This window comes from Vibrio sp. J2-4 (assembly GCF_021728155.1).
Taxonomy (GTDB): Bacteria; Pseudomonadota; Gammaproteobacteria; order Enterobacterales; family Vibrionaceae; genus Vibrio; species Vibrio diabolicus.
The window spans coordinates 74,594-92,592 of record NZ_JAKKCN010000008.1 but is presented as its reverse complement, the minus strand read 5'-3'; the positions used below and the strand labels follow the sequence as shown (position 1 = coordinate 92,592).

Sequence of the window (17,999 nt, the reverse complement as noted above, 5' to 3'; positions counted from 1 at the left end):
TAAACTCCTTATACCGTTGCAGGACGGCTTAACACCGTTTGCATGGTTTCACTTTTCGCTTGGATCATTTGCATGATGACGCTCATCAGCTCTTGGAAATCTTCCATCAACTTGCCAATTTCTTCTTTAAGCTTGTCGATGACGGCCTGGCTTAAGGTCATTTTGGCGCGAAGGTCCGTGATATCTGCCTGAATCTCAGTTACGTGAGCATTGTTAGCGGCATGAACACTGTCCGTAGCGCCTTTACCTACGTTGACGGCAATATCGACAGTTTCTGCTCCGTAACGAATCGCTTTTGCGGTCGTTGTCGCGGCTTTTGAGCCCATGTCCGCCACTTTCGCCATATTTGCAGCTGTTTTCGTAGCGATTTCTGTGACCTTTTGAGCTATCTTGCCAGCACCTTTTGCTGCAAGTTTCGCGATACCGCCAGCTGCTGCACCACCAAACGTCACAACAGCTCCGATAACCGCGACTGCGATTTCTAATGCCATTACGACTTTGTTTAGCACATCGACATTTACGCCCGCTTCTTTTAGCGCATCTTGAACGGCTGGCTCTTGCAGCGCCATACTCACTGCTCCCATGACGCCACCAGCGATCATAAGAGCACCAGCTGCTGCACCAACACCCGTTGCCACCATTACGGCACCAACAACAATAGAAACCACCGCACTGATCCAACCAAAGATCTTCGCTGCTAAGCCTGATTTTTGGGCTTCTTTTGCAGCGGCTTCCGATTCTTTGATTTTGTCTTGGTTTTCCACCATCTCTTTTTCGTGCTTAGCTTTTGCGACCTTCACTTCCTGAATTTTCAGCTCGTTTTGAGCACTTTTCAGTTTATCCGTGATAGCAGCAAGCTCTACTTCAAAATCATCAGCAGAACCTGCGATGATTTTGACTGCAACCGAACCTGTTTGATCTGCAACTGCATGGAGAGATTTTGCAATGGTATCGACGATCTTTTGCAGCTGTGCCATGGCTTTTAGCGTCAAATCATTCACTTTGTCGCTAACAGCTGCGTTAGGTGCATCTAACTGAACTTTTACTTTTCCGGTGTTCAGTACATCTGCATCTTTACTCTTCACGTTTTCTACCGTCACAGAAGGCGTCGCTGTAGACGCCGTTTTCTGCACGTTATCTAACGTGGCTTGGCCAGATTCAGGGCTATAAACCTGTGTCTGGATGCGGTCAAGTGCAATAGAACTCATAGTCTAATTACTCCTTTTTATTTCTCACCGCTTCTAACATGATGCCTGCACGCTCATGCAAATCTGCATATTGTGATTTTCCGGCAGACATCTCCTTCGCGCTGTAAAACCCACTCTCTGCTTCTGTCAGTTGTTCCAGTTTCAGGTGACATTCAGCAGAGTGAAAAGGTGGACGTGGATCATTTACGTCCACTAGCGCTGCGTAGCTGTAGGCGTCTATTGCCTGCAGATACTCACCCAACTCCTGACGAGCCGCACCAAGGCCAATGAAAAATCGCGCCTGATAATGATCAAGCATGCTGAGTAATTGAAATACTTTCGCTGCTTGCTCAATCTTTCCCGATTGGAAAAAGTTGTAACCTACGGCATAAATGTGTTCGATGGTGTCCTGAGACACATCGTGCAACATTTTTAGCGTGCCTCCCTCTTCCAGAAAAGACAGAAGCTCTTCTGCTTGCATTTGGGATGGATCGGTCGCGTTTTGTTTAGTCATGGTTGTTATCCTTAAATGGCTCGTAGGATTTCTTGTAAAATACTGTGGTACTTCTGAACAAATTTGTTCATTGCTTCAACGGTCGAGTTGTATTGGGAACTGGTGTCGTTCAGCTCAGTGGTTTTGATTTGCACTTCATCGTTAAGCAACTTGGATTTAGCACTGACAGAACTAGAAAAATTAGACAGTTTTTTCGACTTCTCTTCGTCTTGGTACGACGCACCATCACCGATAGTAATACCTTGTTTTTGAAGGAAGTCTCGATGGTTTGTTATCTTATTATCCGTCAAATACTTATACTCAGGTGAAGCTTCAAAATCCGTTTGATTACTGTAGTTAAAGTCACTCGCTTTGAAGTTACTTTCTGGATATCCCGGTTTATAAACCCCATCAACACTTTGCGTAGAGTGAATTTTTGATTGCACAACACCAAAAACTTTAAGCTGTATTGTGAGATCCTCTAATGCCTCTTTCTGGTCATTACGTTTCTCTAAACGGTTAACACGACGCTCATTTAGTGCAAGCAGCACTTGCTCATCAAAACGGTCTCCAATGCTAGACTCAACAACGGCCAACAAATCACGAGCCGTTAGAGAGTGCTCTGCTCTCACCTCGCGATCCGCTTTCTCTTTGTCGGTGATATTGAGTAGACGCTCTTTCAATGCCCCTAAGTTCTTGCGCAATGCCTCGTATCGCTCGGCAAATGAAGCCCCGGTAGATTCATCTTTTACTATTTTTTCAAACTGTAATCGGATGTCTCGTTCGGTGTTTTCTTTGATCAAAGTAACTTGAGCTGACGTTATTTGTGTCTTTTGGACATCGGCTATCGCGCTGTCCTGGTAAAAGTCGTCGATTTCTATATTTGTTAAACTCACCGCGAAGTTGGCGAACAGACTAGAAAGGGTCAAAGGTTCGGTTCCGCCAATGACGGTGTTAAGTGCTGCTTTTAGGTTGTTTGTTCCAGCCGCCTCCCCATAAGCTGCGCTATATTGGCCTTTCACTTGAGCGGCCATTTCATCTAACGCTTCTTTAAGCTGCTGTTTAGAAATACCAGGAGTCCATGTAATTCTGTTAGCTAGCGCACTTGCGTCATCGGTGCTTAAAGTAATACCGATACCTTGAAAACTACTTTTTAATTGAGCTGAGACTTGAAGAGCGAAACTCTCTTTAGTCAACAGGAAGTCCGAGCTCTTCAGTTGCGCGAGATTAAGGGAACCTAAGCTACTAAAGGCATTGCGAAGAAAAGAAATAGAAGCATCTCTCACTTCACGGGAGCTCATTTGATTAGCAAGCTCTGCAACAAAAAGAGAAATTTCTTTGGTGGCATTAGCCAGACCTGTCTCGGAGAGGTTGGCGATCTGCTCCGCTTGGTTACTCTGAGTGCCCAAATTAAATTGACTAACAAACTCAGTAGATAACGAGCTATCTACGTTTTCCGTCAGTAACTTACTAAACCAAGACTGAAACTGATTTGATAGCGTTTGGTTTGTTTGAGCATTGAACTCGGCTGCGGTTAATTCGCCATCTGAATTAGCACTTTGTAGCGACTTTATCCAAACAGATGCCGTGTCGGTCAATGATATACCAGCAAACGCGTTATTTTTCGCTTTTAGGTTTTCAAGTGTATCAACATAAAGCGCGATGCTTTGTGATTCCGTTTGTCCCGAGATAGTTGGCAATGAAGAGATTAGAGAGGCAAGTTGCTGAGTCTCTGCTTCACCCAGTACAGGGGTAAATGCCTCTATCAAGTTTTGTTGGAAAGTGGGTAATGGTGCACTACTCGCAGCTGTGTCTGTTGCTCCTGTCGTAGAGCCAGTCGTTTTCATATTCGTCATTTCCAAACCTCTAAATCATCATGCCGCGCATCACTGTGGGACGCTTTCTGCGTTTACCTGACGTACCTTGTAGCTGATTTTGTTGTTGCCGGCGGCGCTGGACTTCGTCTATTAGCTCTTGCTCTGCACGTTTCATGGTATTTACTGGCGCTTTTATGCCGCCAAGTAAAACATCACCCGCAACAGGACCAACACCTAAGCCTTCCAATAGCTCGTTAAAAATATCGGTTCTGTCTTCAGCTTTTCTAATGGCAAGCTCAGCGTTCTCAATCGCATCGGTAAACGGTTGCTTCATCTTGATTCCTATCTTAAAGCGGCTCATCTCATCGGTGCTGTCAGTAACAGTCGTGAGTTTTTACTTTTTCAATTTTTTCAAAGGTCTATAATCTGCTAGGCGTAAACAGTACCAGTCTTCTAGCTCATCATGGCTTGCACCGCATGCTTTTAGATAGAACTGTGCCAATCGCTGGCTGCTCATGTTGCTACCACGTAACACATCGACGTTGCCGCGAATGACCCAATCGGAGGGATAAAGTTGAATGGCATGTTCAGCCAAGAGAAATAAGCCGGCAAAGGGGTTACTCAACCCCAATTTTGGACGAACGCGTTTCAGAAGAACGATGATGATTTCACCGTCCTCCACCCGAAAAACGAGCTCTAAGCCCTCAACTTCAATTCGATAACCAAGTTGAATTTCACTTTTTTGCCAAAAGTATGGCATCACTTCGATCCCCGCTTGCGCAAGCGAGAGTATTAGTTTTGTTTTCATTACATCCCCACCCTTCCAAGTGGCTGAATATTGATTTGCTGGGTTAGTTCTTGAAATGACAAAACGGGCAGATCGTAGTATTCCGATTCAATAAGCTTTCGCACATATCGGCGTACATCCATAGACACAACTAACACAGGCTTATTCGGCATGCGGCTTAAATCACCAATGGTCTGTTTCACATCACTCACAAATTGTTGAGTTACTGACGGGTCTAACGCCAAATAGCTTCCTGCAGAGGTTTGACGAATACCGCTGCGGATTGTGTCTTCGAGACTTTGATCTAATAAGTAAGCGGGCAACATGTTTTGTCCACTCGCGTATTTGTAGCAAATGTAACGTTTTAAGCTGGAACGAATGTACTCCGTCAGCTGTACAACATCTTTCTCTTTTTGGCCCCACTCAACCATGGCTTCCAAGATCACGCGAAGGTTTCGGATGGAAATGTCTTCAGAAACCAAGCGTTGCAAGATTTCCGTCATTTTTTGTAACGGGACAATGCGCTGGGCCTCTTTAACAAGCTCCGAATAACTGCCTTCCATCTGCTCCAATAGATAACGCGTCTCCTGAATACCAATAAAGTCTTGTGCGTACTCCTTGAGAACATGAGACAAGTGGTACGTTAAAATTCTGTCGGGTGTGAGAAAGCCGACATGGCTAGTCGTGAGTTTTTGCTCGTAACTTTGTGCCACCCAAATGCTAGAAATACCGGGTAGAAAATCTTCATCTTGCTCATAAGGCACGCCTAATAAGTTGATCTGCTCATTCCCTTCTGTCACCAAGAGTTGGTCTTTTACAATTCGTCCTCGTGCAACCGGAACTTCTTGTAACTGAATTAAATATTCGCCATTTTGCATCCCCTCGTTAAAACGCAGGTGGATACCCGGGAAAGGCACGCCGAGATCGAGATATAGTGCGCGCCTCACCCTTGCTAGCTCTTCATTCAATGCGACCGCTTCCAAGCTTTCCTGAAGGCTCGCGTCAAGATCGATCAAGAGTGGGACCGTCATAGCGAACTCTTCTTGCTCACCTAATTTACCTTTACTGTTTCTAGATGGGGTTGGTTTGCTTGGCTTCGCTGCTGGTGAACCCGCCCCTTGCGAAACAAAGCTTGATAAGTCGGTAGTATCGGATTCAGCCTGTTTTTTCTGTTGATAGAAAAGGAAGAAACCACCACCACCAACCACTGTGGCCAAGACCAGAAAAGTAATTTTTGGAAAACCAGGAATCAGTGCGAACAGCACCAAAAGCACACCGCCAATAAGAAGCGCACGTGGCTGAGCAATGACCTGCCCACCAATGTCCGAACCAAGATCAGAAGAGTCTTCATGAGAAACACGCGTCACGATAATACCGGCCGTAATCGCGATAAACAGAGCCGGAATTTGCGACACCAAACCATCGCCAACGGTCAAAATCGCAAACAACTCAAGCGCTTCAGAAGCACTCATGCCTTTTTGCGTTACCCCGATCGTGACGCCACCTAAGATGTTGACCACAATGATGACCAAACCAGCAATGGAGTCGCCTTTAACGAACTTCATCGCGCCATCCATCGAGCCATACATTTGGCTTTCTTTTTCAATCAGTGATCGTCGGTGCCGTGCTTCGTGTACGTCAATCACCCCAGCGCGCATGTCACCGTCAATACTCATCTGCTTACCAGGCATCGCATCAAGTGAGAATCGCGCACTAACTTCTGCAACCCGCTCCGAGCCTTTGGTGATAACCATAAACTGGACAATAGTAATGATCAGGAAAACAACAATACCGACCACTAAGTTACCGCCCACGACAAAGTTACCGAAAGTATAAACGATTTGACCAGCATCGCCTTGCAGCAAGATCAAACGGGTTGTCGTGATGGATAAAGACAAACGAAACAATGTCGTGATCAGTAGCACTGCGGGAAACGCTGAGAACTCAAGCGGCGTAGTGATGTAAATCGCTAACATAAGCAGCACCACCGCAATGCTCATGTTGGTGCCAATCAGCACATCCACCAGCGCGGTAGGCAGTGGCAATATCATCATAAAGACGATCGCGAGCAACATCACAGCAAGCATAATGTCTTTACGTTGCCCTACCTTGTTTAAAATATCGATCAACTTATTCATGTGATTCACTATTTAAAGATTGCAGATAGCGTCGGTGCGCTTGGCGTGCCCCATCGACGTCATTTTGTTTCCAACGAGCTTGGCTTAAGCAAAACCAGAGTCCTGCCGAATCAGGTTTAAGGTCGGATTTTAATAAGTGCTCACATACCTCAACAGCACGGGCATATCGACCACTTTGTAAACACGCCACTGCGAGCGTTTGCATCGCCTCTTTGTGTTGCGGGTCTATCTCTAAAACCGCGTCGAGAATAGAGATGGCATGCTCTGGCTTTTGGTATTGAACTTGTAGTGCAGCGTGAACAAGCAACAGTTCAATGTCTTTGGATCTCAACATGTTGGTTAGACCTGGATAAGGAGATTGAGCGCCATGGTGAGGTAGCGCTGATCCAGTTGCGTGCTTTGTAACGTTTCGGATGCTTTGATAAAAGAAGCGGAGCCTGAATCCTGTGCAAGAACTTGCAACTGAGCCAACGTTTCATCAAATTGTTGACGGTATTTTTCTGGACGCAGCAACTCTGAGTGCAACAATTTTGGCTTGGTTAACGCGATTAGGTATTGGTCTGAAGGCCTGAGGTCATAGAGCTTCTCTAAATGCGTAGCGACCGCCTGTCCATCCGGTAGTAATTGAAACCGCTCAGGGAAATCGGCCTTAACCTCACTATGAGTAACATGCGTGAAGGTTTCTATGCCTACATTTAAAGTACTTACTCGAGTCATGAGCCTGCCACATCGTTATGTAGACGAACCAAAAGCGTAAACGCTTGTTCTAAAGTCGGAAGCGTGACCTCTTCTCCGTTTAACCGCGCGGAAAAAACCAACGTTTGCTCATCTAACAAACCAGTTTTAATTTCGAAAGGCCAGCCTTGATCGGCATGACACAAACTGAGTGCGCTTTGAATGATGTCACTGGTTTGATGCCAAGATAACGCTTGAGACAACATCAAGAATAGCTGCTCCCCGTGTCGCTCAATATGTAGTGTACCGCTTTGCTCAAAATCCAGCTGCACCCGTCCAGCTGATGAGAAATCGACGGCATCGAGCCCCATTCCTCGGCAAAATTCATTGACGGATGCATCAATCCAACTCATCTTCCCACGCTTCCTCTTCTTCTATATCAATGGCTTCGTCTAGCGCCTTTTGTACCGCTTGTATTAAATTCTGTCGTTGTTCTTCATCGGCGAATACGTCAATAGGGATCGCGCGAACTAACTTGTGGAACTCTCGAAAAAAATCGATTTTTTGTTGTACCGCCGTCAACTCCATTGCGTTAGCGACTTTCCAAATCTCATCACTGCTTACCCATCGCTGCTCTACCAACGCAATCACATCAGCCATCAAATTAGAAACTTGATAAGCCATAACTCGTCCTTTCCGGTTTAAACATTTGGAACAACTGACTCACGCGATCTTGCAACGTATTCAGAGTTTTGAGTTTTTGCATATCGGACATCAACCACTGCAACTTGACCGAGTCGATACTGCTGCCTTGAACACTAAGATCTGCACTCATGCCTTGCAGCATAAAGTCAACAGCGGTCGATACCTCCTGCTCACCAAAGCGCGCCACTACGTCTTGATAAGCGGCGCCGAGCCCTTGATAGCTATGAACGGTATCGCGATAGAAACCGCGCAGCTGATGTAATGAGCTAAACTCTTGCTCTTGGCTGTACTCGTCAGCAAAGTTTGAGACGCGAATTTCCGTATCAATTTGAGCCCAAGAATCTGGGTTTTGCTCAATTCTCAGAATCGCTTGGTCAATCAGCGCTAGTAGATGTTTACTTTCTGGGCTCGCACTCAAAAACTTTTTAACGGCTTTTAACGCAAGGTATTGATGGCTTTTCTCCTCCGAAAATCCATTCAAATAAGCTTGCAATTGAGCGATGGTCGAGATATTTCCTCCCGCCATTTTTGCAGCCAGATCTTTGATCTTTTGGTTCTTTTCAAGATCAGGGACTTTTCGCAGATAGTCAGAAACGAGTTCGTGCGCTTCATTAACTCGAACGCCACTGTCTTTCACTTTACGCTTGGTCAAATCTTTTTCTGCTTTTTCGGAACCGAGTGAAGTGAGCTCTTCCATCGCATCAAAAAGTGATTGTGTGGCATTGTGAACACGGACCGTTTCACCGCGGTAATTGCCTTTTCGTGAAGCGTCGGTACGAGACGATTCCAACCCGTTTTGGATAGACGCATCAAACTTCGGGTTTGTTGCGATATGATTGTTGATAATACTCATTCACTTGCACTCCTTCCGTACAATACAGGCGAATTATAGGAAGTGCGCTTTCTCGAAGCTGTCAAAATCAGACGTGTTTTTTTAGTGCGTTTTCAGTTTTCTAAAAACTCCCGACTGATATTCACTATAAATACCCCCTCATCCTTTCTATCCTCCCAACATCAATCATTGCGCATATTTTTACCTTGAACGATTTCTCATACATCACTGATATCCAACAATCTGCGATCAGGCAAACTCGTCTGATCCAAATTCGCGGGCGCGTTACGCAAGTAACCGGCACCATTATCAAAGCTGTCGTCCCTGGCGTTCGTGTAGGTGAACTGTGTGAGTTGCGTAATCCCGATCAAACTCTGTCTTTGTTAGCGGAAGTGGTTGGCTTCCAGCAGCATCACGCTCTGCTCACCCCGTTAGGAAATATGTTTGGGATTTCCTCAAATACAGAAGTTAGCCCAATGGGAAAAATGCATGAGGTCGGCGTTGGCGATCACCTGTTAGGTACAACGCTTGACGGACTTGGGCGTCCTTTCGATGGTACGCAAAGCCAGGAACCAAGTGCTTGGTATCCGGTTTATCGCGATGCACCGCCACCAATGCAACGTAAACTGATTGAAAAGCCAATCTCTCTTGGGGTTCGATCCATTGATGGACTACTGACCTGTGGTGAAGGTCAGCGCATGGGCATTTTTGCAGCGGCCGGCGGTGGTAAAAGTACCCTACTGGCAAAATTGATTCGCTCCGCAGACGTCGACGTGACCGTTCTCGCCTTGATTGGTGAACGCGGACGCGAAGTACGAGAGTTTATTGAGCATGACTTGGGCGAAGAAGGAATGGCTAAGTCGGTTTTAGTGGTCGCGACATCCGATCGCCCAGCCATGGAGCGTGCCAAAGCCGCTTTTGTTGCCACCTCTATTGCTGAATATTTTCGTGACCAAGGTAAACGCGTGTTACTGCTGATGGATTCTGTAACGCGTTTCGCCCGCGCACAGAGAGAAATTGGACTAGCCGCAGGCGAGCCACCAACACGACGCGGCTATCCGCCTTCCGTTTTTGCCGCTTTGCCAAAGCTGATGGAACGAGCCGGTCAATCTGACAAAGGGTCAATTACAGCGCTGTACACCGTGTTGGTTGAAGGCGACGACATGACAGAACCTGTCGCCGATGAAACTCGCTCCATTTTAGATGGGCACATCATTCTCTCGCGCAAACTTGCGGCAATGAACCATTATCCTGCCATTGATGTACTCCGGTCAGCAAGCCGCGTGATGAATCAAATCGTTGAACCTGATCATCAGGCGTCTGCTGCTCACCTTCGCGAAATGTTAGCCAAGTACGAAGAAGTTGAGCTACTGATCAAAATTGGCGAGTACCAGCATGGGGCGGATAGCCGAGCGGATATGGCGATTGCACAAAGTGATGATATACGGGCCTTTTTACGTCAAGGAACGCATGAACCAAGTGATCTTGATGGTGCTATCGCTCAACTAAAAGGGATGGCGAACCGATGATCGAACGGTTATTAGAAATCAAACAAATTCGAGCTGAGCGTGCGGATAAAGCCGTTAAGCGCCAAGAATACCGAGTATCAAATTCGGCAGCACAGGTTCAAAAGGCCGAACGTTCCGTAGCGGACTATCACGTTTGGCGCCAGGAAGAAGAGGAGCGACGTTTTGCCAAAGCAAAGCAACAAACACTCGTTCTCAAAGAGTTGGAAACATTGAGACAAGAAATCGCGTTGTTGAGAGAGCGAGAAGCCGAGCTTAAACAGCGCGTTGCCGAAGCAAAAAAAGCGCTTGAGTACGAACGCTCGGTACTTAAAGAAAAACAAAAAGAGGCACGGCAAGCCCATAAAACCAAAGAAAAATTCGTTCAGTTGCAACAACAAGAACTCGCGGAACAGTCGCGAGAAAGACAATACCAAGAAGAACTCGAACAAGAAGAGTTTCGCACTGTCGATATTATCTAAAGGTTCATTATGCGCATTACTCCAACAGAAGAAACACCGAATACGCTGTACAAATCAACGCCAGAAAAAAAGCCCCTGGAACGAGAGGTTGAGCTTCAATCACAGTTCGAGCGTGCAATGACGGAGAAACCTAGTAAGGAAGAAGAATCTACCGTTGCGAGCAAAAAAGACACTCAGAGCAGAGACGAGAGCCTTCCGTTAAGACATGAAGCATCTCAAAGCCTAGACAAACAATCGAAACTTTCTAACCAAGAAGCCAGCACTTATAGAAATACCGCTACATTAAAAGACAAAAGTGACACTGTGACCAAAAATAATGTAGAGAAGCACGAAAGCTCTTCACTAAATCGCGAAGAAAGCCTGATTGAAAACAGTAAATTGCATGAGAAAGATAAGAAACTTGAGAGCGATCAGGCTCCAAGCTCATCCTCGATTGAGCGAGTTGGCCCCCATTCTCAAGCACAAGCTTCTCTCGACGGTTCTCTCCCTAAAAAGGCCGTAGGGAAATCGCTCGCTCAAGATGCAATTAACAATGCTAACTTCACGACGAAACAAACCGAAACGACACACAATAAGCGTGCAACGCAGCGACTACAAGACACAGGCAAACTAACAGATAAAACCGATAGTCGTTCTGAAACTAAATCGCTTGAGAAAGTCGAGACGAAAAGCGCACTAGTGGCCGTTAAAGCGGATGACGAAAAAGCAGAACCTCAACACCTTGCGAGCGCGGCAACACAAGGCGATGTCATTTTAAAGAGTGTTGCTTCACAGGCTCAGCCGGCCCCTGTACGAGAAGTAAACACGTTACTCCAACAATTGGTGGACAAAATCTATGTTTCGCTGCCAACCGCATCGGACAACAAAGAGGTTCGACTGTTTCTGAGTGAAGGACAATTAAAAGGTGGCGAAATCCACATCAAGTTGGACGCGCAAGGTTATAGCGTGACGATTCGACAAGAGCATGCCCTTTCCATTATTAGCCAGCAAGCTAGACAAGATCTTGCCGAACGCCTAAACCGATTTGGCGGTGATCAGCCACTTCGTCTAGCGATCAGCGAACAAACTCAACAGCTCGATCAACAACAACATGAACAACAACACTCACGCCAGAAACGTAGCGTGTATGAAGAATGGCAAGCGGAGAATGACCTATGACGCCGTTAACGATACCCAAAGTCGATTCAGACAGTATTGCGCTCAGTAATCAACTTTGTGCAAAGCAATGCCATTTCCAAGGGGCTGATGGTCAGAGCGTATCGATTACTGTTTCTCAAATCCCTTCATTTGAAGGATTCCGTTTAACCACGTTGATTGGAGGGCAAACGATCCAAGTGGATTTTTGTCGTGCGCAACTCCAGAAATGGCTTGAGTCTACTCTGAATGCCACTGCATTCGAGTCACTGCCCAACTCGCTCCAGTTAGCACTTTTGAGTTCTCAGATTGAACCGCATAGTGAGGCATTCAAAGCACTATTTGGTCAGTTGCCCATTCTTAGCCAGTTACAACCGTTAGAGTCGAGCCAAGTTCAAGAGCATACCTTGATGTTAACCCTCAATAAACCTAACGGCTCTCTTTGTTTGTGGGTTAGCGAAGGAGCAAACGTGCTGTTGGATGCACTACCAAACAGCGCTTCTCTTCAGGCGCGACATCTCGCTTTACCTGTGTGGTTAAGCCTTGGAAAGACCCATTTAATGTTAAGCGAATTTAATTCGCTCGAACTGGGAGATGTGATCTTTTTTGACGGTTGTTATATCGCCCAACAACAAGCCATTTTTCAAGTATCTAACCAGAATCTCTGGCGCTGCCAACTGGATGACCAAATTCTTCACATTATTGAAAAAGAAACCAATATGAATGACCTAAACACTTCAGAAATGTTAACCGACCACCAGCAACTGCCCGTGGAACTCACGTTTGATATCGGCCATCAAACCATCACTCTAGAACAGCTTAACCAGCTTCAGCCTGGGTACGTATTCGAGCTAAACCAACCTGTATCTAAGCCGGTAACATTGCGTGCCAACGGCAAAATCGTCGGTAAGTGTGAACTGGTTAATGTTAATGAGCATTTAGGTGTGCGCGTACTGGAACTGTTTGGTGGCACGCAGGAGCCAGCATGATCCAGTTACCTGACGAGCTCAATCTCATTGTCAGCTTAGCACTGCTGGCACTGATCCCATTTATCGCGATGATGGCAACGTCGTTTGTCAAGCTCGCCGTTGTATTCTCACTGCTGCGTAACGCTCTCGGTGTACAGCAAATTCCACCGAACATGGCGCTGTACGGATTGGCGATCATTTTGTCTATTTTCATCATGGCTCCCGTCGGGTTTGAAACCTACGACTACGTAAAGCAGCATGATATCTCCCTCGAAGATTCTGCAAGTGTGGAAGGCCTCATTGAAAGCGGTTTACAGCCTTATCGAGAGTTTTTGAAAAAACATATTCGGGAAACCGAAGCCATATTCTTTACCGATGCTGCGCGCACATTATGGCCTCAAAAGTACGTGGACCGTTTAGAGTCAGATAGCTTGTTGCTGTTGCTGCCAGCGTTTACGGTCAGTGAGCTTACCCGTGCTTTTGAAATTGGCTTTCTATTGTACTTACCGTTCATCGCTATCGACCTAATTGTATCGAATATCTTGCTCGCCATGGGCATGATGATGGTATCGCCAATGACGATTTCCCTCCCCTTCAAATTGTTACTCTTTGTCTTGCTTGACGGCTGGACGAAACTCACTCACGGCTTAGTGCTGAGTTACGGTTAATCACGGAGAAAGTATGCATTCTGCAGAAATCATTCATTTCACGACTCAAGCATTAACCCTAGTTTTGTACTTGTCGTTACCGCCGATTTTAGTCGCAGCGTTGGTTGGTACATTGGTGTCGCTTATTCAGGCGTTAACTCAGGTCCAAGAACAAACGTTAGGCTTTGTGGTCAAGCTTATCGCGGTCATTATTACGCTGTTCGTCACAACGCAGTGGCTAGGGGCAGAGCTCCACGCCTTCGCCTCGCTTGCCATGGATAAAATTCCTCAAATACGATGAGTTATCACGACTTACACCAGGCTTTATTTTTGTACAGCCTGACGTTACCTCGGTTAATGGCATGCTTCATCTTTTTGCCTATTTTGAGCAAGCAAATGCTAGGCGGCACCATGGTGAGAAATGGTGTGCTTTGCTCACTCGCACTGTTTATATTTCCGATGATTAATCAGCAAAGCTTGCCCGCAGAAACCGACGGTATTTGGCTGATAGTGATTTTGGGTAAAGAGGTATTAATTGGGCTATTGATCGGGTTTGTTGCTGCTATCCCCTTTTGGGCAATAGAAGCGGCTGGCTTTCTGGTCGACAACCAACGTGGTGCTGCCATGGCAAGTATGTTTAATCCAACGCTAGGCTCGCAATCGACGCCAACCGCAGTGTTGCTGACCCAAACGTTGATTACCCTGTTCTTCTCTGGCGGGGGCTTTGTCACTTTTATCTATGCGTTATTCAAAAGCTACACATCTTGGCCGATCGTGGACTTTTTCCCAACCGTTAGTGATGCATGGGTGAGCTTCTTCTACGCACAATTTGAACAGCTTATGTGGCTTGGTGTGCTGATGTCTGCCCCATTAGTGTTGGCAATGTTTCTTGCTGAGTTTGGTCTGGCTCTTATCAGTCGTTTTGCACCGCAATTGAATGTTTTTTTCCTTGCCATGCCAATAAAAAGTGCCATCGCGAGTGTTTTACTGATCGTGTATCTCGGAATAATGATGGATCACTTTGAAGTACAGTTTTACGGCATTACCCGATTCGCAGAACAACTCAATACCATTTGGCAATAACGCTTAGGATTCTTTATGAGCGCAGAAAAAACAGAGCAACCCACCGCAAAAAAATTACGCGATGCCAGGCAGAAAGGTCAGGTAGCCAAAAGCCAAGAAATCGTATCGTCTGCATTAATTTTGGCGCTCATAATTGTACTATTTGCGTTCGCCGATTATTACATGTCGCACATCTCCGCGCTTATTCTCCTACCAAGTAAGCTTGCTTATCAGGGCTTCCAAGATGCGCTAGTCGATGTCGCTATTGCCATCGCAAAAGAAATTGCCTATCTACTCGCCCCGATTATTCTGGTTGCTGCACTCGTCGCCATCTTTTCCAATATGGGGCAGTTCGGCTTTCTATTTAGTGGCGAGTCCGTTAAACCCGACATCAAAAAGATCAATCCCGTCGAAGGTGCCAAACGCATTTTTTCCCTCAAGAGTGTGATTGAGTTTATCAAGTCGATCCTTAAAGTCTCTCTTCTTTCCTGCATTATCTGGGTGACGTTACGCGGTAACATCAACGCTTTAATGCAAATTCCAACTTGTGGGCTAGAATGTGTCCCGACCATTACTGGCGTCATGATTAAACAATTAATGATTATCTCTTCGGTAGGCTTCATCGTTATCGCTGCCGCAGATTTTGCGTACCAGAAATTTGATCACACGAAAAAGCTCAAAATGAGCAAGGACGAAGTGAAACGCGAATACAAAGAGATGGAAGGCAGTCCAGAAATAAAAAGCAAACGTCGTCAGTTGCACCAAGAGCTACAAGCCTCCAATCAACGCGAAAACGTTAAACGTTCTAATGTATTAGTTACAAACCCAACACATATCGCGGTTGGCCTTTATTACAAGAAAGGCGAAACGCCCCTGCCCGTCATTACCTTGATGGAAACCGATGCGGTAGCCAAACGTATGGTCGCAATCGCCAAGGAGGAAGGTGTGCCTGTGATGCAAAAAGTCCCTCTTGCTCGCGCACTATACGCGGACGGCAACGTCGACCAGTACATCCCAAGTGATCTTATTGAGGCAACCGCCGAAGTGCTTCGTTGGTTGGCATCATTGGAGTCCGATAAGACGCTGAATTAACATGATTTCGAGAGTAAAGGCTATCGTACGAAGAACGGTTATCACTTTTCTATACGTAATGAGATTTTTAAATGAGTCATCCTTCGCTATAGGTTTCAGCATATCGAATTTGCCTACTTTTGCTTGTCTCAATGAAGCACTTGGTTCATGAAAAGTCGTGTTTACTAACGTCAATAGTGGTACTGTACTGGACAGTTTTACTTTCATCTCTAAACCACCTAGAGCTCGGTAAGAAACCACGCCAGCCACAACAAAGGTGGATTTTTGCTTAGGTTGATTTATTTATGCGCATATCTACCGAAAAGAAACGAACTCGAATCATCAAAGTTGCCACTGACCTTTTTATAAAGCAAGGTTACAAAGACACATCACTCGATCAAATCGTCGCGATTTGTGGAGGCTCAAAGCAGACGTTATATCGCTATTTTTCGAACAAAGAAGGGTTATTTGTTGAAGTTTTAGCATACAATACCAAAACCAGCTTAGAGTCCGTCTTCCAGCTTGCCGACAAGCAATCGGAGCCTTTACAAGAAACATTGAATGACTTCGCCAAGAAGTACCTAAAAGGTGTATGCTCCAATCCTATGCTATCACTTTATCGGATCGTTTCGGCTGACTTCAACAAACATGATTCCGTACCAAATCAATTCTGGCAGACAGGGCCGCATCGCATTCATCAATACCTCATCGACTTTTTAAAGAGTGAAACTGTCAGCTCACAGCTCGATGTTGAAAATGCCGACCTCGCTTGTGAGCAACTACTTGCATTAATTAAACTTGATTACCAGAACATGGCACTAATTGGCTTCGATTTTCCGACAGATGAAGAGTTAGATGCACATACGAAAAAAGCGGTCACCGCCTTCCTAAATCTATACCAAAGATAAACTCACTGAATATAAAAGGGAGCATCATCGCTCCCTTTTTGTTTCTATGGCTTAGTGAATCTCTCGCTTCGCCGCTAGCTTTTTACCGATTATTAAGATTGGCGCGAGAGCAAAGACCGAGATAATAAACATCAATAATGAATTACTCAGTGCTAGAGTGGTCGCCTGCTCTTTGACAACAGAACTAATTTGGCTCATTCCTAATGCCGAATTTGGCAAGTGTCCATGAGTCAGAATCGTACTGCTCAACGCATTTTTATAAGCACCAAAAGCATGATTCACATCATCTAGCGTTCGGCCAATCTCTCCAGCGGCTTGTGCACTATGGCTTTGCATTACCCGTGAGAACACGGCACCAGCGATCACACCACCAATGGTACGAAAGAGGTAGAAATTGGCGATGCCTTCTAAACGCTGCCCGACCTGGAAGTACATCAAGACTGCAATGGTCACAGACACATTCAATAAGCCGACACCAAACCCACGCAACATCATCGGAACGGACAAAGATTCCGTACCAGCAAAGCTAGGTAACTGACTAAACTTATGTACCGAAAGTATAATCATCACCACACCAAACGGGACGACTGCATCCGCTAATGGACGGCGGAAGTAATACACCAGCACACTGACTAGCATACCACCTAACATGGCATAAAATGCCGGCAATTGGGCATATCCAGCATTAAGGTTGTTGTACTGCAACGCCATTTTCAAAAAGCTAGTAAACAACACATTGCTCGCCATAACAGCAAAACCTGCCAAAAAAGCGTTGTACATAAAAACATTAGTTTTCAACTTACTATGCAGCTGTATTGATGCTGTATTTAAAGGACTGGTTTTCACAAAGTAATACACCACTAATAAAGTCAGAGCCGCGGCTATCGAAGAGGCTTTAACAAACCATTCCGAGTCAAACCAGTTGTAATAACTGCCTCTCATCAATAGAAATACAACGAGGCTTATTGTCAGGGCAAAAACTAAATAAAACCAACAGCCCGACTTGGCTTCGGCCTCGATTTGAATCGACTTAGGATTGTAGATGCATGCAATTACCAAGGCAGAGAAGTACAGCCAAGCCGACACGACACACAACAGTGACCAATCAAAGATTTCGACAATATTGGCCACTACCCAAGGGTAAGCGCCGATCGGTAGCAAGGTTGAGAATACTAACGTTAAAGCAATAATGGCTGGTAGCCAACGCTGTTCAAAAAAGTGGAGCAGGTAAAGGTTTAATACCACCATTAACATGCTCATAAAAAAGCCACTCGAGAGCCAAGTCAGAGTGAACACCAGTTCTTGCTGTCCGCCCCAGTAAAGTACAAGATTGCTCGCTAGGCCTACCAATAAAATGGCATGTAAGAGAATTAACGTACCCAATCTACGCACCAATATTGGTGTGAATATAAAACCTAATACCTGGGTAATCATAAAGCCGACTTTAACCAGAGCAACTTCATCGACAGATAAGCCTGACGTTGCCGCCATCTCATACGATAACTCGGTAAACATCACGGAGTTAATACCAAAAGCAGCAATCGCAAAAAGCGTCAAAATCAGCAGCGGTGAACGTTTTTCCATTGCA

General features: G+C 45.6%; 21 protein-coding genes. 9 read left to right on the top strand and 12 right to left on the bottom strand.

Features of this window, described 5'->3' with window-relative positions; translation table 11 throughout:
* Window positions 1-8: 8 nt before the first annotated feature.
* Genes vopB through sctW form a run of 11 tightly spaced genes read right to left on the bottom strand, consistent with a single transcriptional unit; the run spans window position 9 to window position 8,655 of the window.
* On the bottom strand, window positions 9-1,208 hold the full coding sequence (gene vopB / locus L3V32_RS22365) for a type III secretion system translocon subunit VopB (RefSeq protein WP_237285255.1): 1,200 nt from the start codon (window positions 1,206-1,208) through the stop codon (window positions 9-11).
* 7 nt (window positions 1,209-1,215) lie between these two features.
* Window positions 1,216-1,701 carry a SycD/LcrH family type III secretion system chaperone VcrH gene (gene vcrH, locus L3V32_RS22360; RefSeq protein ID WP_005395089.1) on the bottom strand — a complete coding sequence of 162 codons (486 nt, stop codon included), beginning with the start codon at window positions 1,699-1,701 and terminating at the stop codon, window positions 1,216-1,218.
* An 11-nt stretch (window positions 1,702-1,712) separates the two neighbouring features.
* Complete coding sequence (locus L3V32_RS22355) at window positions 1,713-3,536, bottom strand: virulence-associated V antigen (RefSeq protein ID WP_276574085.1); 1,824 nt, start codon at window positions 3,534-3,536, stop codon at window positions 1,713-1,715.
* Between the two features lie 10 nt (window positions 3,537-3,546).
* The gene (locus tag L3V32_RS22350; RefSeq protein WP_054867031.1) at window positions 3,547-3,831 is read right to left on the bottom strand and encodes an LcrG family type III secretion system chaperone; all 285 of its coding nucleotides are present in this window, start codon (window positions 3,829-3,831) and stop codon (window positions 3,547-3,549) included.
* A 60-nt stretch (window positions 3,832-3,891) separates the two neighbouring features.
* Complete coding sequence (locus tag L3V32_RS22345; RefSeq protein WP_237285253.1) at window positions 3,892-4,305, bottom strand: LcrR family type III secretion system chaperone; 414 nt, start codon at window positions 4,303-4,305, stop codon at window positions 3,892-3,894.
* Window positions 4,305-6,431, bottom strand: coding sequence for a SctV family type III secretion system export apparatus subunit VcrD (gene vcrD, locus L3V32_RS22340; RefSeq protein WP_308191691.1), 2,127 nt, complete (start codon window positions 6,429-6,431; stop codon window positions 4,305-4,307). Before vcrD ends, L3V32_RS22345 begins: the two co-directional genes overlap by 1 nt.
* The gene (vscY, locus tag L3V32_RS22335; RefSeq protein WP_005395110.1) at window positions 6,415-6,756 is read right to left on the bottom strand and encodes a type III secretion system chaperone VscY; all 342 of its coding nucleotides are present in this window, start codon (window positions 6,754-6,756) and stop codon (window positions 6,415-6,417) included. Before vscY ends, vcrD begins: the two co-directional genes overlap by 17 nt.
* 5 nt (window positions 6,757-6,761) lie before the next feature.
* Window positions 6,762-7,139 (bottom strand): type III secretion system protein VscX, encoded by a 378-nt coding sequence (gene vscX / locus L3V32_RS22330; protein WP_237285251.1) that lies wholly within the window; start codon window positions 7,137-7,139, stop codon window positions 6,762-6,764.
* Complete coding sequence (gene sycN, locus L3V32_RS22325; RefSeq protein WP_047009811.1) at window positions 7,136-7,510, bottom strand: type III secretion chaperone SycN; 375 nt, start codon at window positions 7,508-7,510, stop codon at window positions 7,136-7,138. Before sycN ends, vscX begins: the two co-directional genes overlap by 4 nt.
* Complete coding sequence (locus tag L3V32_RS22320; RefSeq protein WP_012841775.1) at window positions 7,497-7,781, bottom strand: TyeA family type III secretion system gatekeeper subunit; 285 nt, start codon at window positions 7,779-7,781, stop codon at window positions 7,497-7,499. The genes sycN and L3V32_RS22320 overlap by 14 nt, the downstream gene beginning before the upstream one ends.
* The gene (gene sctW / locus L3V32_RS22315; RefSeq protein WP_048626445.1) at window positions 7,762-8,655 is read right to left on the bottom strand and encodes a type III secretion system gatekeeper subunit SctW; all 894 of its coding nucleotides are present in this window, start codon (window positions 8,653-8,655) and stop codon (window positions 7,762-7,764) included. The genes L3V32_RS22320 and sctW overlap by 20 nt, the downstream gene beginning before the upstream one ends.
* A gap of 185 nt (window positions 8,656-8,840) precedes the next feature.
* Between sctW and vscN the strand changes: the two genes are divergently transcribed.
* The 9 genes from vscN (at window position 8,841) to L3V32_RS22270 (ending at window position 16,411) form a co-directional block, all read left to right on the top strand.
* Entirely contained in the window at window positions 8,841-10,163 is a 1,323-nt protein-coding gene (gene vscN / locus L3V32_RS22310; protein ID WP_237285250.1) for a SctN family type III secretion system ATPase VscN, read from the top strand.
* On the top strand, window positions 10,160-10,621 hold the full coding sequence (locus L3V32_RS22305; RefSeq protein WP_237285249.1) for a type III secretion protein: 462 nt from the start codon (window positions 10,160-10,162) through the stop codon (window positions 10,619-10,621). The genes vscN and L3V32_RS22305 overlap by 4 nt, the downstream gene beginning before the upstream one ends.
* Window positions 10,622-10,630: 9 nt before the next feature.
* A complete protein-coding gene (locus tag L3V32_RS22300; protein WP_176320603.1) occupies window positions 10,631-11,779 on the top strand; it encodes a type III secretion system needle length determinant in 1,149 nt (382 codons plus the stop codon).
* Window positions 11,776-12,744 (top strand): type III secretion system cytoplasmic ring protein SctQ, encoded by a 969-nt coding sequence (gene sctQ / locus L3V32_RS22295; RefSeq protein ID WP_237285247.1) that lies wholly within the window; start codon window positions 11,776-11,778, stop codon window positions 12,742-12,744. Before L3V32_RS22300 ends, sctQ begins: the two co-directional genes overlap by 4 nt.
* Entirely contained in the window at window positions 12,741-13,391 is a 651-nt protein-coding gene (vscR, locus tag L3V32_RS22290) for a SctR family type III secretion system export apparatus subunit VscR (protein WP_005377232.1), read from the top strand. Before sctQ ends, vscR begins: the two co-directional genes overlap by 4 nt.
* Before the next feature lie 13 nt (window positions 13,392-13,404).
* On the top strand, window positions 13,405-13,671 hold the full coding sequence (gene vscS, locus L3V32_RS22285; protein WP_005377227.1) for a SctS family type III secretion system export apparatus subunit VscS: 267 nt from the start codon (window positions 13,405-13,407) through the stop codon (window positions 13,669-13,671).
* A complete protein-coding gene (sctT, locus tag L3V32_RS22280; protein WP_137282056.1) occupies window positions 13,668-14,453 on the top strand; it encodes a type III secretion system export apparatus subunit SctT in 786 nt (261 codons plus the stop codon). The genes vscS and sctT overlap by 4 nt, the downstream gene beginning before the upstream one ends.
* 15 nt (window positions 14,454-14,468) lie before the next feature.
* Window positions 14,469-15,524 (top strand): SctU family type III secretion system export apparatus subunit VscU, encoded by a 1,056-nt coding sequence (gene vscU, locus L3V32_RS22275; protein ID WP_104971772.1) that lies wholly within the window; start codon window positions 14,469-14,471, stop codon window positions 15,522-15,524.
* 284 nt (window positions 15,525-15,808) lie between these two features.
* The gene (locus L3V32_RS22270; protein WP_047009923.1) at window positions 15,809-16,411 is read left to right on the top strand and encodes a TetR/AcrR family transcriptional regulator; all 603 of its coding nucleotides are present in this window, start codon (window positions 15,809-15,811) and stop codon (window positions 16,409-16,411) included.
* A 51-nt stretch (window positions 16,412-16,462) separates the two neighbouring features.
* On the opposite strand, the gene L3V32_RS22265 is transcribed toward L3V32_RS22270, so the two are convergent.
* Window positions 16,463-17,995 carry an MFS transporter permease gene (locus L3V32_RS22265; protein ID WP_048626451.1) on the bottom strand — a complete coding sequence of 511 codons (1,533 nt, stop codon included), beginning with the start codon at window positions 17,993-17,995 and terminating at the stop codon, window positions 16,463-16,465.
* Window positions 17,996-17,999: the final 4 nt, after the last annotated feature.